This is a genomic window from Rhizobium sp. BK650 (assembly GCF_014195325.1).
Classification (GTDB): Bacteria; Pseudomonadota; Alphaproteobacteria; order Rhizobiales; family Rhizobiaceae; genus Rhizobium.
Map to the genome: position 1 here is coordinate 122253 of NZ_JACIBK010000008.1, position 14922 is coordinate 137174.

General features: G+C 58.7%; 16 protein-coding genes. 10 read left to right on the forward strand and 6 right to left on the reverse strand.

The features are described from left to right. Positions 1–114 precede the first annotated feature (114 nt). Positions 115–2658, reverse strand: a complete 2544-nt coding sequence (locus FHX15_RS19815; RefSeq protein ID WP_184400067.1) for an ABC transporter permease — start codon at positions 2656–2658, stop codon at positions 115–117. After that, positions 2655–3374 (reverse strand): ABC transporter ATP-binding protein, encoded by a 720-nt coding sequence (locus tag FHX15_RS19820; protein WP_184400068.1) that lies wholly within the window; start codon positions 3372–3374, stop codon positions 2655–2657. Before FHX15_RS19820 ends, FHX15_RS19815 begins: the two co-directional genes overlap by 4 nt. 72 nt (positions 3375–3446) lie before the next feature. Between FHX15_RS19820 and FHX15_RS19825 the strand changes: the two genes are divergently transcribed. Continuing rightward, the gene (locus FHX15_RS19825; protein WP_184400069.1) at positions 3447–4091 is read left to right on the forward strand and encodes an arylesterase; all 645 of its coding nucleotides are present in this window, start codon (positions 3447–3449) and stop codon (positions 4089–4091) included. Positions 4092–4158: 67 nt separating this feature from the next. Further along, on the forward strand, positions 4159–4752 hold the full coding sequence (gene thpR / locus FHX15_RS19830) for an RNA 2',3'-cyclic phosphodiesterase (protein WP_184400070.1): 594 nt from the start codon (positions 4159–4161) through the stop codon (positions 4750–4752). Here thpR and FHX15_RS19835 read toward each other — a convergent pair. Beyond that, positions 4659–5159 carry a low molecular weight protein-tyrosine-phosphatase gene (locus tag FHX15_RS19835; RefSeq protein WP_184400071.1) on the reverse strand — a complete coding sequence of 167 codons (501 nt, stop codon included), beginning with the start codon at positions 5157–5159 and terminating at the stop codon, positions 4659–4661. The genes thpR and FHX15_RS19835 overlap by 94 nt on opposite strands. Before the next feature lie 34 nt (positions 5160–5193). Here FHX15_RS19835 and FHX15_RS19840 point away from each other — a divergent pair, with 34 nt between their 5' ends. Then, positions 5194–5499: a 4a-hydroxytetrahydrobiopterin dehydratase gene (locus tag FHX15_RS19840; RefSeq protein WP_184400072.1), complete on the forward strand. Its 306-nt coding sequence runs from the start codon at positions 5194–5196 to the stop codon at positions 5497–5499. A 64-nt stretch (positions 5500–5563) separates the two neighbouring features. After that, on the forward strand, positions 5564–5956 hold the full coding sequence (locus FHX15_RS19845) for a YkvA family protein (protein ID WP_184400073.1): 393 nt from the start codon (positions 5564–5566) through the stop codon (positions 5954–5956). 92 nt (positions 5957–6048) lie between these two features. On the opposite strand, the gene FHX15_RS19850 is transcribed toward FHX15_RS19845, so the two are convergent. Continuing rightward, positions 6049–6609 carry a sigma-70 family RNA polymerase sigma factor gene (locus FHX15_RS19850; protein ID WP_184400074.1) on the reverse strand — a complete coding sequence of 187 codons (561 nt, stop codon included), beginning with the start codon at positions 6607–6609 and terminating at the stop codon, positions 6049–6051. A 338-nt stretch (positions 6610–6947) separates the two neighbouring features. Between FHX15_RS19850 and FHX15_RS19855 the strand changes: the two genes are divergently transcribed. The 5 genes from FHX15_RS19855 to FHX15_RS19875 all read left to right on the forward strand — a co-directional run bounded on the left by FHX15_RS19855 (position 6948) and on the right by FHX15_RS19875 (position 11770). Continuing rightward, a complete protein-coding gene (locus tag FHX15_RS19855; protein WP_184400075.1) occupies positions 6948–7457 on the forward strand; it encodes an invasion associated locus B family protein in 510 nt (169 codons plus the stop codon). Between the two features lie 243 nt (positions 7458–7700). After that, on the forward strand, positions 7701–8936 hold the full coding sequence (rlmN, locus tag FHX15_RS19860) for a 23S rRNA (adenine(2503)-C(2))-methyltransferase RlmN (protein ID WP_184400076.1): 1236 nt from the start codon (positions 7701–7703) through the stop codon (positions 8934–8936). A gap of 92 nt (positions 8937–9028) precedes the next feature. After that, positions 9029–9982 (forward strand): ABC transporter substrate-binding protein, encoded by a 954-nt coding sequence (locus FHX15_RS19865; RefSeq protein WP_184400077.1) that lies wholly within the window; start codon positions 9029–9031, stop codon positions 9980–9982. Positions 9983–10100: 118 nt separating this feature from the next. Further along, entirely contained in the window at positions 10101–10979 is an 879-nt protein-coding gene (locus FHX15_RS19870; protein ID WP_184400078.1) for an ABC transporter permease, read from the forward strand. Further along, positions 10976–11770 carry an ABC transporter ATP-binding protein gene (locus tag FHX15_RS19875; protein WP_184400079.1) on the forward strand — a complete coding sequence of 265 codons (795 nt, stop codon included), beginning with the start codon at positions 10976–10978 and terminating at the stop codon, positions 11768–11770. Before FHX15_RS19870 ends, FHX15_RS19875 begins: the two co-directional genes overlap by 4 nt. Positions 11771–11871: 101 nt before the next feature. On the opposite strand, the gene FHX15_RS19880 is transcribed toward FHX15_RS19875, so the two are convergent. Continuing rightward, complete coding sequence (locus FHX15_RS19880; protein WP_184400080.1) at positions 11872–12513, reverse strand: LysE family translocator; 642 nt, start codon at positions 12511–12513, stop codon at positions 11872–11874. Between the two features lie 85 nt (positions 12514–12598). After that, entirely contained in the window at positions 12599–13450 is an 852-nt protein-coding gene (locus FHX15_RS19885) for an SDR family NAD(P)-dependent oxidoreductase (protein ID WP_184400081.1), read from the reverse strand. Positions 13451–13641: 191 nt separating this feature from the next. Here FHX15_RS19885 and FHX15_RS19890 point away from each other — a divergent pair, with 191 nt between their 5' ends. Continuing rightward, the gene (locus FHX15_RS19890) at positions 13642–14865 is read left to right on the forward strand and encodes an argininosuccinate synthase (protein WP_184400082.1); all 1224 of its coding nucleotides are present in this window, start codon (positions 13642–13644) and stop codon (positions 14863–14865) included. Positions 14866–14922: the final 57 nt, after the last annotated feature.

Genomic DNA, 14922 nt, shown 5'->3' on the forward strand with positions numbered 1-14922 from the left:
GAGCTCCAGCATGCCTGCTGACAATATGAGCCTTTCGGCCTTTGCAAACAAGGCCTTTGCAATCAGTCATTCGGTTAAATCGCCGTAAGGTGAAGCGTCTTGAGCTTTTGACCGTTAGAGCTCGCGCAAAACGGGTGCAGCCTTCTGGCCAAGGATACGCCAGGTACCGATCAAGCCGATGCCAACGGTCAGCACGAGGGCTGTGACGAGGGTCAAAGCGGCGACAGCGGGCATGAAGCTGGAGGGCAGGTGCATGATATGACTGACGATGAACCAGGCGGCTACGCCGCCGGCAAAGAGTGCAAAGATGGCGGTTGCGATGCCGAGGATGAGATATTCGTAGCTGAAAGCGCGGATTAGCATGGTTCTCGTCGCTCCAAGCGTTTTCAGCACCACGGCGTCATGAGTGCGCGCCCGGTTGCCGGCAGCCAGTGCGCCAGCGAGCACGAGAACGGAAGCGATGAGGGCGACGGCAGCGGCGGCGCGAATCGCGGTCGCAAGCTGGCCCACCAGCTGGTTGACGATATCGATTGCGTCCTTGACGCGCACGCTGGTGATCGTCGGATAGGTATTGGTCACCGATTTCAGGATCGCGGCGTCTTGGGCCTCGGTCGAGGCCGGATCGGTCAGTGTTGCCAGCCACGCATGCGGTGCACCGCGGAAGGTGTTCGGCGAGAAAACCATGACGAAGTTGATCGATAGCGATTCCCACTCGACGCGCCGCAGATTGGCGATTCTGGCGGTGATATTGCGGCCCAGAACGTTAACGGTGACGGTATCGCCGATCTTCAGGCCGAGTTCCCGCGCTTCTTCGGCTGAGAAGGAAACGAGTGGTTCGCCGCTGTAATCGAGGGGCCACCATTGCCCTTCGACGAGCGCAGAATTTTCCGGCAGGCTTTCTTCGTAGGTGATACCGCGGTCGCCGTTCAGCACCCAGCGGCCTGCGGCCGGAACATTCAGTTTGGTCACGTCCTGGCCATTGAACGCGACGATGCGGCCGCGCAGCATCGGCACTTCCACCAGTTTGCCGTTCGGCGATCGGGTGTGGATCAGGTCGCGGAAGGCATCGACCTCGGCGCTCTGGATATCGACGAAGAAGAAGTTCGGCGCGCCTTCACTCATGCGGCCGGTCAGCTGCCGGCGCAGATTGCCATCGATCAGCGTCAGCGTCACGAGCAGCGCCAATCCGAGACCCAGTGACAGGACAACGGAGGACGTCAGAGCGCCGGGGCGATGAATATTGCCGATCGCCAACCGGAGTGCCGGCGAATTGACGCGCGGGCTCCTGCGCGCCAGCCATGCGATCAATCCCGCAACAAGGCGCAGGATGACGAAAGCGAAGATAATGGCGCCGACGAAGACCACGGCGATGAAACGATCGTAGGCGGTCAGAATGGCAAGGCCGGCAAGGGCTGCCATGAAGAGTACGGCCAGCAGCACGTAAGGCCAGGAGGGAAGGTGGCGGGCTTCAAAACCCTGCTCGCGGAAAAGAGCGGTTGCAGGCACCTCGCGCGCATGGCCAAGCGGCAGGATTGCAAAGGCAAGCGTCGTCAACATGCCGAAGAGGGCCGCGAGCGACAGCGCCCCGGGATAGAGGGTCGGATCGGTGGATACGGGCAGGAATTGCGCGAGAAATTGCGCCGCCAGCATGGGCGACAGGGCGCCGAGCAGGAGGCCGATCAGGATGCCGCCTGTGGCGATAATGGCGATCTGAAAAAGATAGATCCAGACCACGACGACCGCCGGTGCGCCCAGGCATTTGAAGGTCGCGATCGTCGTGCGCTTGGCATCGAGGAAGGCGTGTACTGCGTTGGCGACGCCGACACCGCCGACGATCAGCGCGGTCAGGCCGACCAGAGTGAGGAATTGGGTGAAGCGGGTAATGTTTTCCGTCAGCGAGGGTGCTGCTCGATCGCTGGTGCGGATCGACCAGCCGGCCAAGGGGAATTCCTTGGTCGCGCGCGCCTGGATGGCGTTCATCGTGGCGCGGTCTTCGAGCTTGATTTTATAGGCATGTTCGACGAGGCTGCCGGTCTGGATCAGTCCCGACGCCTGAAGTGCGCGTCGGCTGACGAGCATGCGCGGGGCAAAACCGAAGCCCTCAGAGAGCGCGTCCGGTTCCGTCTTGACCGTGCCTGTGATGCTGAGTTTGACGTTGCCGAGCAGCAGCTCGTCGCCGATCCGCAAGCCCAGCCGCTCCAGCAACAGCGGAGCGACGACGGTGCCGTAAGTGCCGCCCTCTCCTGATAGCAGAGAGGCAAGCGGATAGTTCGGCTCGGCTTGGAAACTGCCGTAGAGCGGATAGGCATCATCGACAGCCTTGACTTCGACCAGCGCCTGGTCGGAACCATCGGGTTTGCGGGCCATGGAACGCAGGCCGGTCGAAACGGAGACGCCGCCAAGACCGCGCAGGAAATTCATTTCCTCCGGCGTCGCTTCTCGGTTGTTAAGTTCGAAGCGAACGTCCCCGGCGAGAAGCTCCTGCCCCTGCGAGGCGATCGTATCGGTAATCGACTGCGACACCGAATTGACGGCGGCGATTGCCGCAGTGCCGAGCGCGATGCAGGCAAGAAAGATGTAGAAACCCCTCAGACCCCCACGCAGCTCGCGCAGGGCCAAACGGAAGGCGAGCGAGATGCGCGGGGTTAAGATTATCATGCAATCGCCGCCTCGGACGTCGCCTCTGATTGCCGGACGGCGCTATCGTCTTCGATGCGGCCGGAGCGGACGCGAATCTGGCGTGAGCAGCGATTGGCGAGGCCGACATCGTGGGTCACGAGCAGCAGGGTCATGCCGCGCTCGACCTGTTTGGAAAACAGGAGATCGGCAATCTGCCGGCCGGTATCGGTGTCGAGATTGCCGGTCGGCTCATCGGCGATCAGCAGGGCAGGCGACGGCGCGAGCGCACGGGCGATTGCGACACGCTGCTGCTCGCCGCCGGAGAGTTGGCCGGGATAATGATTCAACCGCTCGGCGAGCCCCACCGATGTCAGTTCGCGGCGAGCGATCTCGAAGGGATTGGGAACATTAGCGAGTTCGAGGGGGACGGCGACATTTTCCAGCGCCGTCATATTGGCTATCAGATGGAAGGACTGGAAGACGATGCCGATGTTGCGGCCACGAAAATCGGCGACCTGATCCTCGTTCAGCGCATGCAGGGGTGTGTCATCGATGTTGATCTCACCGCTGTCGAGCTTTTCAAGACCCGCAAGCACCATCAGCAGCGTGGATTTGCCGGAGCCCGAAGGGCCGACGATACCGACGGATTGGCCCGCACTGATCTCAAGATCGATGCCCTTCAGCACATGGACGGAGGCTGCAGCATTACCGAGCGTCAAATCGGCGCGTTTCAGATCGATGATGGTTTTGGCCAACAGAAATCGCCCTATATAGTTCCGTAACCGAATGGCCGCATAACGGCACCTAGCCAATCTAGGGAAAGCATTATGAGATTTAAAGTTGCCGCCCTTCACTTCGCTGTCATTACCTTGTCCCTGATTTTCTCGACGGTTGCGCAAGCACGCACGATCAATCTGGTCGGTTTCGGGGACAGCCTCATGGCGGGCTACCAGCTGCAGCCGGGCGACGGCTTTCCCGAAAAGCTGCAGGCGGCCCTTAAGGCCAAAGGGATTGACGTTGCGATCACCAATGCCGGCGTCTCAGGCGACACAACCACGGGCGGGCTTGCGCGAATCGACTGGTCGATTCCTGACGGAACCGACGGGGTGATTCTCGAACTCGGCGCCAATGATGCGCTTCGCGGCATCCCGCCTGATCAGAGTGAAAAGAATCTCGACCAGATGATAAGCCGGTTAAAAGAGCGCGGCATTGCCGTACTGCTCGCCGGCATGATGGCACCCCCGAACATGGGGGCGGACTATGCAGAGCGCTTCAACCCGATTTACCAGAAACTTGCAGAAAAACATGGGGTCGAACTCTATCCATTTTTCCTCGACGGCGTGGTTCTGGATGCTGGCCTGAAGCTCGACGACGGCATGCATCCCAACGCCAAGGGGGTGGACGTGATGGTGGAAAGGATGGAACCGGCTGTCACGAAATTCGTTAGAACGATTTCTTCTGTGAAGAAATAGGGCTTGCGCAGGTTTGTAATGCGTGATTCCGTGTGAGCACCTGCAAAAGATTCGGGGAGTGCTCGTTATGCCGAGACTATTTACCGCCCTCGAAATTCCGCGCAATGCGGCAATGAGCCTCTCATTGTTGCGCGGTGGTCTTCCCGGAGCACGATGGATCGATGTGGAGAATTACCACATCACACTTCGCTTCATCGGCGATGTCGACGGACGTACGGCAGACGAAATCGTCGAGCGTCTCGACCGGATCGATCGACCGGAATTCCAGCTCCGGCTTGAAGGCATCGGCTCCTTCGGTTCCAAGAAACCGCATTCGATTTGGGCTGGGGTTTCCCCCTCGCCAGAAATGTATGCCCTGCAGGGCGAGATCGAGCGGATTTGCCAGCGCATCGGCCTGCCGCCGGATCCGCGCAAGTTCACACCTCATGTCACGCTTGCCCGGCTGAAATATTCTCGCGTCGACGATGTCGTCCACTATCTCGCCGGTCGCGGCAACTTCCAAACCTCGACCTTCACCGTGCCACGCTTCGTGCTTCTGTCGTCACGCGAATCGGTCGGCGGCGGACCTTACCTCACCGAGGAGGTTTTTCCGCTCCACGAGCCGCTGACGGTGCCGAGCCACTCGACCAACTTGTTGCAGCCGCTGAAGAGCCTGGCGTAAACGAGTTCGAAATCTTCCCGATCGCCATAATAGGGATCGGGAATATCCTCGCCGGTGCCGAGCGCGAAATCGCCGAAGAGATGAATATTGTTTGCGTGGGGCGATCGCCGGCGCAGTTCGACGATATTCGAGCGGTCCATGGCGAGGATCAGATCGAAGTCGTCAAAATCTTTAGGCAATATCTTCCGGGCGCGCTGGCCTGTAATGTCGATGCCATGCTCGCTTGCGGTGGCGATCGAGCGTCGGTCGGGCAGTTCTCCCTGATGCCAGCCGCCGAGACCGGCGGAATCAACGCGAAAGGTATCGCCAAGGCCGGCCTCACCCGCGACGTGCCCGAATATTCCCTCGGCAAGCGGAGAGCGGCAGATATTGCCCATGCAAACAAAGAGGAGGCTGATACGTTTCATCTCAGAACCTGGCCAAAGATGAGAGGAAGATGGCATGAAAAGGGAAAAGCTGGAAAGATCGGAGATCAGCCAGTTACTTGGCGAGCTTAAGGGCTGGACGCTCGATGAGGCGGCGGGCTCCATTTTGAAGACGTTCAAATTCGGGAACTTTGTCGAAGCTTTCGGCTTCATGGCCGAATCGGCGCTTGCTGCTGAAAAACTCAATCATCATCCGGAATGGTTCAACGTCTATTCCCGCGTCGAGGTGAAGCTCAACACGCATGATGCCGGCGGGCTGACGGAGCTGGATTTCAAGCTTGCAACGGCCATGGACAAGGCTGCAGCGCGTCGAGCCGATTGAATTGGCCGATTGAAACGGCTTCGGCCGTAACCATATGTTTGCAGCGACCACAAGGAATATCGGGATGGACGAGGTCAAGTACGGAGAAATCCTGTTGCCGGGCGACGAGGATACGCAGAACCGTCGCGAAAAGACGGTGCGGCAGAAGTTTTGGCCGACATTTCGTCGTGCCGTACGTCAAATTCCGTTCTCCCGCGATGTGGTTGCCGGTTTCTATTGCGCCCTTGATCCGCAGACGCCAACCAGAGTGCGCGGCGTTCTGCTGGCAGCACTTGCCTATTTCGTCATGCCGATCGATATCATCCCCGATATTTTCGCCGTTATCGGCTTTTCGGATGATGTCGCGGTCCTGTCGGCAGCCTTTGCCATGGTGAGGGGGAATATCCGTCCAAGCCACTACGAGGCGGCCGATCGCGTTCTCGCCGACCGTTTCGAAGACAGCATGAAGACGATCTAAAGCGCGTCGAGATCTCCAAGATTCGCTCGCTGCGCTTCAGGTCATTGTTTTTGCGTATGCCGTCGTCGCAAAGCCAATGCGTGCGACCTGCTTCAGACCTTTTCCCGCTCCAGGAGGTTTCTGAGCTTGCCGAAGGCGAGCCTGATGCGTGATTTCACGGTACCCAGCGGGAGACCGGTCGCGTCGGCGATTTGCGAATGCGATTGGCCGAGGAAGAAAGCAGCCTGCAGCAGCGCCCGTTGCTCCTCGGGCAATTGGCTCACGGCATCGCGCACCCGCGCGTCGCGGTCATCATTGGCAATAATCTCATCGGCGCGCATTTCCTCCTGTGGCTGCAGCGTCGGGTCTTCGCCATCAAGAATACGAACCTTGACGCGACGCTGCAGATCGATGCGCCGGTTGCGGGCGATCCGGAAAAGCCAGGTGGAAAGCGAGGAGCGAGCAGGATCATAAAGAGCGGCTTTGTGCCAGAGGACGATCATGATCTCCTGGACCAGTTCCTCCGCCTCGCCTGACGTCATCTTCTGATGCATCAGCCATGATTTCAGGCGCGGTGCGAAATAGTCGAACAGAACCGAAAATGCGGCCTCGTCGCGCCGATCGGCAACGGCCTTTGCGAGGGCAGCGAAATGCTGTCTTTCCTCGGCATCCATATCCCCTCACGCACTCCCTGCGATGTCGATTTCGTCCCGAATTTCCACATCTTAATGACGTATAATGAATTTGAGAAAGGTCAAACTCTTGCCTGAATCTTTGTGTCTTAAATTTCACCCGAAGCGATGGCTCAGTCCATCGCGACAGGGCGTGCCATCCGCGCTACTGGCGGGTTCGAAAATGACAGTCGGGCGAAAATGAAACAGGCAGAATACAATTCGCGGATATTGTTGACCATTTGGTAACCTGAATTAAGTCAAAATAAAGCAGTTCGTGATTATGCGCCGCCCGCAATGATCGCTTCGGGCCTTGAACCGCAAGAACCGGCAGGAATTCCATGTTTGTAAAAAGTATCGTATCCGCTCTCGCCTTCACCATTGTTATGGCTGGAGTAGCGGAAGCACAGCAGGCGGCTCCGACCCGCATCCAGCAGTTCCAGGCATGGGGCGCTTATTCGTACAAGTCCGGCAATTCTACCGTCTGCTACGTGCTGTCGGTGCCAACCACCAAGCAGCCGGCAAGCGTCGACCATGGTGATAACTTCTTCATTGTCTCTCAGCGTCCGGGTCAGAACATCTCTTATGAGCCGCAGGCAATGATGGGCTACACGGTGAAGGAAAATTCGAAGATCAACGTTACGATCGACAACAAGACTTTCGTGATGTTCACCAAGGACAAGGCGGGCTGGGTCGAGAATGCGGCTCAGGAGCCGGCGCTTGTCGCAGCGATGAAGACCGGCCATTCGATGACCGTTAGCGCTACCTCGCGCAAGGGCACCGGCACCTCCTACAGCTATTCGCTGTCCGGCATCTCTGCCGCACTGAAGCAGATCGAAAGCTGCAAGTAAGCTCGACGCTCCCAAGCAACGTTTCGAAGGCCGGCCCTGCGCCGGCCTTCGTCATTTCCATCTAAGGTGACGATTCCATGTCTAGTGACGCGGGACGAAAATGATGCTAAAGCGGCGCGCAACTGCGGAAGATCGCGATCCATCGCTGCTCCGCCATTCATTTTCTGCAATCATGCGTTACCGGCCCCGTAAGTCCTCCGGCTTTCCGGGATGGTCGCATGTTGAGTTCGGGATTAGAAGAATATGTCCGTTATGGATGCGATGACCGTTGCCAAAGCCGCTGCGCGGGCGCCTGTCGGCGTTGAGCTTTCGCCAAAGCCATCGCTGATCGGTTTGACGCGCGAGGAGATGGGCGCGGCGTTGCGTGAAAAGGGTGTGCCGGATAAGCAGATCAAGATGCGCGTCTCGCAGCTCTGGAATTGGATCTATGTGCGCGGCGTCTCCGACTTCGATCATATGACGAATGTGGCCAAGGATATGCGCGAGATGCTGAAGCAGCATTTCACCATTGCCCGGCCGGAAATTGTCGAAGAACAGATTTCCAATGACGGCACGCGAAAGTGGCTCTTGCGTTTTCCGCCGCGCGGCGCTGGCCGGCCCGTCGAGATCGAGGCGGTCTACATCCCGGAAGAAGGGCGCGGTACGCTCTGCATTTCCAGTCAGGTTGGTTGCACGCTGACCTGCTCCTTCTGTCACACCGGCACGCAGCGGCTGGTGCGCAATCTGACGGCCGAGGAAATCCTGTCCCAGCTTCTGCTGGCCCGCGACAGGCTGGGCGACTTCCCGGACCGCGACGTACCTGTCGGTGCCGTTGTGCCTTCCGAAGGCCGCAAGGTCAGCAATATCGTGATGATGGGCATGGGCGAGCCACTCTATAACTTCGATGCCGTCAAACAGGCTTTGCTGATCGCCACAGACGGTGACGGCTTGTCGCTGTCCAAGCGTCGCGTGACGCTGTCAACCTCGGGCGTTGTGCCCGAGATCCTTCGCACCGGCGAGGAAATAGGCGTCATGCTGGCGATCTCGCTGCATGCTGTTCGCGACGACCTGCGCGACATTCTCGTACCGATCAACAAGAAGTATCCGTTGAAGGAACTGATCGAAGCCTGCCGGAAGTATCCTGGGCTGTCGAACGCGCGGCGCATCACGTTCGAATATGTGATGCTGAAGGATGTCAACGACAGTCTGGAAGACGCAAAAGGCCTGGTTCAGCTTCTGAAGGGCGTACCGGCGAAGATCAACCTCATTCCTTTCAATCCATGGCCGGGCACGAACTATCAATGTTCAGACTGGGCACAGATCGAGAAGTTTGCCGATTTCATCAATTCGGCGGGTTATGCTTCGCCGATCCGCACGCCGCGCGGCCGCGATATTCTGGCGGCCTGCGGTCAGCTGAAGTCGGAATCAGAACGCATGCGCAAGACCGAGCGTCTTGCCTTCGAAGCGATGATGATCGCCAACCACGGTGCAGACGACTGATCAGCAAGTTTGATCGTCGCAACAGTTCTCCGAGATTGATTAACAGGGGCGCTTTTCCTAAAAGTGCCTCCAAAATCATTCAGGAGGACACCATGCGTTCAATTCTTTTGGCTTTTGCCGCAACTCTGGCCCTGACACTGCCGGCCAAGGCTGCGGAAGTCACGGTCGCCGTAACCGCAATCGTCGAACATCCGGCGCTCGATGCAGCCCGCAATGGCGTGCGCGATGCGCTGGCCGCTGCCGGCTACAAGGAAGGCGAGAACCTCAAGTTCGTTTTCGAATCCGCGCAGGGCAATCCGGCAACGGCAGCCCAGATCGCCCGCCAGTTCGCCGGCGACGAACCCAATGTCATCGTGCCGATCTCCACGCCGTCCGCACAAGCCGTCGTTTCCGCGACGCGTGATATTCCTGTCGTCTTCACCGCCGTGTCCGATCCGCTCGGCGCGCAGCTCGTCAAGAACATGGACAAACCGGGCGGCAACGTGACCGGTCTTTCCGACATGTCGCCGGTTGGCGAGCATATCGCGCTCATCAAAGAAATCCTGCCGAACGCGAAGACGATCGGTTATCTTTACAATTCCGGTGAAGCCAACTCGGTTTCGCTTCTGGCGGCGCTGAAGGCCGAGGCCGCGAAGGCCGGCGTCACCATTGTTGAATCGGCTGCAACCAAGTCCGCCGAGGTTCAGGGTGCGGCCCGTGCGCTCGTCGGCCGTGCCGACGCGATCTATATCCCGACCGACAACACCATCATTTCTGCGCTCGAAGGGGCAGTTGCCGTTGCCGAAGAAAGCAAGCTGCCGCTGTTCACTGCTGACACGGATTCTGTTTCGCGCGGTTCGATCGCAGCTCTCGGCTTCAACTATTATGATGTCGGCAAGCAGACGGGTGAAATCGTCGTGCGCGTTCTGAAGGGCGAGAACCCGGGCGATATCGCTGTCAAGACGGCGGCGGGAAGCGACCTCGTCGTCAACAAGGGTGCTGCAGCCAAGATGGGTGTGACGCTGCCGGAGAGCGTTGTCTCGCGCGCCAATAAGGTCATCGAATAATCCGCTGACCCATAACTTACTCACATTCAGCCGCTCCCGTTTGCACGGGGGCGGCTATTTATATTACAAGGCTCCGGTTTCGCGACGGGCGGGACGGACACAAAAGGGGCAGAAAGCCTTGAGCCAAATCGCATTCTGGGGGGCCGTCGAGCTCGGCCTAGTCTATTCTTTCGTCGCTCTTGGCGTTTATCTTGCCTTCCGCGTCCTTGATTTTCCGGATCTAACGGTAGACGGCTCCTTCCCGCTCGGTGCCGCTGTGACCGCGGTGCTGATTATCGCCGGTGTCAATGCGTGGCTCGCGGCACTGGTTGCGATGGCGGCAGGTTCTGCGGCCGGCATGGTGACGGCGCTCCTCAATGTGCGTTTCAAGATCCTCAATCTGCTGGCCTCGATCCTGACGATGATCGCACTCTTCTCCGTCAATCTGCGGGTGATGGGCAAGCCGAATGTCGCGCTCATCAATGCCGATACGATGATCAGCCCCTTCTTCGGCCACGGGCTGCGTGATTTCTACGTACGGCCGCTCTTCGTTGGCATTCTTGTTGTCATTGCCGTCCTTGTCGTCTGGCGCTTCCTTGAAAGCGATGCCGGGCTTGCAATGCGTGCGACCGGCGCCAATGCCCGCATGGCCCGCGCCCAGGGTGTCGATACCAGCCGGCAGATATATCTGGGCATGGCGATTTCCAATGCGCTGGTGGCCCTTGGCGGAGCGCTCTTTGCGCAGACCAACGGCTTTGCAGACGTCACCTCGGGTGTCGGCACCATCGTCGTCGGCCTTGCTGCCGTCATTATCGGCGAGACGCTGCTTGGGCGGCGGGGGCTGCTGATTGCGCTTGTCGGATGCGTGTTCGGCTCGATCATCTACCGTATCGCCATCCAGCTTGCACTTTCGAGCGATGTTATCGGTCTGCAAGCCTCCGACCTCAATTTCGTGACCGCGGTTCTCGTGACTGTTGCGCTCATTCTTCCCCGCCTGCGCGGAGGTGCCACATCGTGATCAGCGTCAAGGACATTAAGGTCGTTTTCGGGCGCGGTACGCCATTACAGAAGCAAGCGCTGAATGGCGTCAGCCTCACCATCGAGGAAGGTTCCTTCGTCACTGTCATCGGCTCCAATGGCGCCGGCAAGTCGACACTGCTCGGTGTGCTCGCAGGCGATGTCATGCCAAGCGAAGGCTCGGTATTGATCGGCAATACGGACGTGACGCGCAAGTCGACGGCGAAGCGTGCCGGCATGGTTGCGCGTGTGTTTCAGGATCCGCTGACCGGAAGCTGCGGCGCGCTCTCGATCGAAGAAAACCTCGCGCTCGCCGCCCGACGCGGTGAAAAGCGCGGGCTTGGTTCGGCGCTCGGCGGTAGCAGGCGCGACTATTTCAGGGAGCGAATTGCTGAGCTCAATCTAGGGCTGGAGAACCGGCTGAAAGACCGCATGGACTTGCTGTCCGGCGGGCAGCGGCAGGCTGTTTCGCTGGTCATGGCGACGCTTGCCGGCTCTGAAGTGTTGCTGCTCGACGAGCATACGGCAGCACTCGACCCAGGCATGGCCGAGTTCGTCATGAACCTCACGCAAAAAATCGTTTCAGAACGCAAATTGACGACGATGATGGTCACTCATTCCATGCGTCAGGCCCTGGATTACGGCCACCGGACGATCATGCTGCATGGAGGCGAGATCGTGCTCGACGTCGCCGACGACAACAGGAAGAACCTGCAGGTCGAAGACCTGATCGCCATGTTCCGCAAGATGCGCGGCCAGACTCTCGATGACGATGCATTGCTGATCGGCTAAGTCGAAAGCGTGCTGATCAAAGCGTGTCGCGATCGTTCAGATCCTTGACACGTTTTGAGCCTTTGTTTGGCGCAATTCCGGACGCAAAACCGCGTCACACTTTATCGGGCCTGGGTAAGCAGGATCTTGGCGGCGAAGACCGAGAAGACGCCGGCGAAGGTATAATCCATGCCGCGCAGCGCCTTTTTGTTGTTCTGCAGCCAGCTGGACAGCCGGTCAGCAGCTATAACGACGGCCGCATTGACCGGCATACCGACTAGGATGAAACAGAAGCCGAGGAACAGAAGTTTGTGCGTGACTGCAGGATCGTTGGCGCTGACGAATTGCGGCAGGAAGGTCATGAAGAAGATGATGACTTTCGGGTTCAAGAGATTGACCCAGAAGCCCGAGGAAATGTTCGACAGGATCGTCCCTTTCGGACCTTCTACCTTGGCAACGGTTAACTTCGAGCCGAAGCGGATCGCCTGAACTGCCAGCCAGAAGAGATAGGCGGCACCACCGGTCTTCAAGATCAAGAAGGCGGTCGGCGAAGCTGTAATCAGCGCTGAGATGCCGAAGGCGACCAGCATCGTGTGGACGACAATGCCGAGGCTCGTGCCGAGCACAACGAAGAGGGCTGCCTTCTTGCCCTGTGCAAGTGCACGGCTGATCGACAGCGTCATGTCAGGGCCTGGCGTCGCCGCAAGCAACAGTGTGGCGGCGGCAAAAGCAATAAGCGTCGGAAAGCTCGGCAGGAAATCCATGGTGCCTCTGAAAGCCGGGAAAAGTTCTGACGATCTCTTACCCGGTTTTCGAAAAATTACCAATCAAACCTTGTGATGCCGCCGATTACTTCTGCTCGAGGAAAGCCTTGAACTTGTCGGCGTAGTCCTTATGCCAGCGCGACAGCGGCGGGCGGTTTTCGATGATATCGCCAACAGCCCAGGCCATCCGGCGTTCGTCAACCGGGCGGGCGACGTCGTTATCGGGGCAGAGGATGTAGAAATCGCCGCGTTCAAGGCTCTCGACCATGAAAGCGACCGTCTGTTCCGGAGTCCAGGCGCCTGCTGGCTTTTCCTGGCGATCGCCTTTGGTCAGGCCGGTGAAGACAAAGCCGGGGATCAGCAGATGCGCCGATATCCGCGCGCGTTCGGTGTTGCGCAATTCGTGTTCGAGCGCTTCGGTGAAGACCTTCACGCCGGCTTTCGAGATATTGTAGGCCGGGTTGCCGGGGGGCGTCGTGATGCCTTGCTTGGAGCCGGTGTTGATAATGAGGCCGGGCTCGCCGTGGGCGATCATTCCGGGGCCGAAGGTCCTCGTGCCATTGATGACGCCGAGAAGATTGACCGCGAGGATATTGTCCCAACCCGCCTGGGCACTAAAGATCGAGGTTTCCGGGCCGATGCCGGCATTGTTCATCAGCACGTGCACGCGGCCGAAGCGCTGAATGACGGCACGCTCGAGAGCTTCTATCTGCTCCTTTTGCGAGACGTCGGTTTCGACAGCCATCACATGTTCCTGACCGACGATTGCCTCAAGTTCCGCGCGGGCGTTTGCAAGCTTTTCACCGCCGAGATCGGCTATGACGACGCTCATGCCAGCTTTGGCAAAATGCTTTGCGGCTGCAAGGCCGATGCCGGAAGCACCGCCGGTGACGACGGCAACATTGGATTGCTTGAAAATGTCTTGAATATTCGTCACGTGACTGGCCTCTCCTCAGAGCATTGTTCGGACGATGCCGAATATGGGCTCTCCTTTTGCGCTGTCAAACCTTATCGAGGTAGCGTTGCTTGGCTCGTTGCCCTTGCGTCATGCGCCAATCTCGCTAAAAGTGCCGCGATAACGGGCCTTGCGGGTATGCCGTCGGCCCTCATGTAACGGACCTCATCACCATGGCATCATACAAAGACGTGAAGAAAGTCGTGCTCGCCTATTCCGGCGGTCTCGATACCTCGATCATCCTGAAGTGGCTGCAGACCGAACTCGGCGCTGAAGTCGTCACCTTCACGGCCGACCTCGGCCAGGGCGAAGAGCTTGAGCCGGCGCGCAAGAAGGCCGAGATGCTCGGCATCAAGGAGATCTATATCGAGGACGTGCGCGAAGAATTCGTGCGCGATTTCGTCTTCCCGATGTTCCGTGCGAATGCCGTCTACGAAGGCGTCTACCTGCTCGGTACGTCGATCGCCCGTCCGCTGATTTCAAAGCACCTCATCGACATCGCCCGCAAGACCGGTGCCGATGCGATCGCACACGGAGCGACCGGCAAGGGTAACGACCAGGTTCGTTTCGAGCTTTCGGCCTATGCGCTGAACCCCGATATCAAGATCATTGCGCCTTGGCGCGACTGGTCCTTCAAGAGCCGTACCGACCTGCTCGAATTCGCTGAGAAGCATCAGATCCCGGTTGCCAAGGACAAGAAGGGCGAAGCCCCCTTCTCCGTCGATGCCAACCTGCTGCACTCTTCTTCTGAGGGCAAGGTTCTGGAGGATCCGGCACAGGAAGCCCCGGAATATGTGCATATGCGCACCATCTCGCCGGAAGCGGCCCCGGACAAGGCGACCATCATCAAGGTCGGTTTCCGCAAGGGCGACGCCGTCTCGATCAATGGTGTCGAGATGTCTCCGGCGACGCTGCTCGCGACCCTCAACAATTACGGCCGCGACAATGGTATCGGCCGCCTCGACCTCGTCGAGAACCGCTACGTCGGCATGAAGTCGCGCGGTGTTTACGAGACACCTGGTGGCACGATCCTGCTCGCAGCGCATCGCGCCATCGAGTCCATCACGCTCGACCGTGGTGCGGCTCACCTCAAGGATGAGTTGATGCCTCGTTATGCCGAACTCATCTATTACGGTTTCTGGTTCTCGCCGGAGCGAGAAATGCTGCAGGCCCTCATCGACAAGAGCCAGGAACATGTCGAAGGTGAAGTGACGCTGAAACTCTATAAGGGCAATGTCATGGTCATTGGTCGTGAGAGCGAGAAGTCGCTTTATTCCGACAAGCTCGTCACCTTCGAAGACGACCAGGGCGCTTACGACCAGAAGGATGCTGCAGGTTTCATCAAGCTCAACGCGCTGCGTCTGCGCACGCTCGGCAAGCGTAACCTGAAGAAGTAAGCAGCTTCAGACAGATCTCCAAAAAGGCCTGCCGGCTCCGCCGCGCGGGCCTTTTCT

Excerpts from the sequence above, each read along its gene's own strand:
- rlmN (WP_184400076.1), top strand. The coding sequence starts at position 7,701 with ATGTCCGTTATGGATGCGATGACCGTTGCCAAAGCCGCTGCGCGGGCG.
- FHX15_RS19850 (WP_184400074.1), bottom strand. The coding sequence starts at position 6,609 with ATGGATGCCGAGGAAAGACAGCATTTCGCTGCCCTCGCAAAGGCCGTT.
- FHX15_RS19815 (WP_184400067.1), bottom strand. The coding sequence starts at position 2,658 with ATGATAATCTTAACCCCGCGCATCTCGCTCGCCTTCCGTTTGGCCCTG.
- FHX15_RS19880 (WP_184400080.1), bottom strand. The coding sequence starts at position 12,513 with ATGGATTTCCTGCCGAGCTTTCCGACGCTTATTGCTTTTGCCGCCGCC.
- FHX15_RS19865 (WP_184400077.1), top strand. The coding sequence starts at position 9,029 with ATGCGTTCAATTCTTTTGGCTTTTGCCGCAACTCTGGCCCTGACACTG.
- FHX15_RS19890 (WP_184400082.1), top strand. The coding sequence starts at position 13,642 with ATGGCATCATACAAAGACGTGAAGAAAGTCGTGCTCGCCTATTCCGGC.
- FHX15_RS19840 (WP_184400072.1), top strand. The coding sequence starts at position 5,194 with ATGAAAAGGGAAAAGCTGGAAAGATCGGAGATCAGCCAGTTACTTGGC.
- FHX15_RS19835 (WP_184400071.1), bottom strand. The coding sequence starts at position 5,159 with ATGAAACGTATCAGCCTCCTCTTTGTTTGCATGGGCAATATCTGCCGC.
- FHX15_RS19845 (WP_184400073.1), top strand. The coding sequence starts at position 5,564 with ATGGACGAGGTCAAGTACGGAGAAATCCTGTTGCCGGGCGACGAGGAT.
- FHX15_RS19855 (WP_184400075.1), top strand. The coding sequence starts at position 6,948 with ATGTTTGTAAAAAGTATCGTATCCGCTCTCGCCTTCACCATTGTTATG.
- FHX15_RS19825 (WP_184400069.1), top strand. The coding sequence starts at position 3,447 with ATGAGATTTAAAGTTGCCGCCCTTCACTTCGCTGTCATTACCTTGTCC.
- thpR (WP_184400070.1), top strand. The coding sequence starts at position 4,159 with ATGCCGAGACTATTTACCGCCCTCGAAATTCCGCGCAATGCGGCAATG.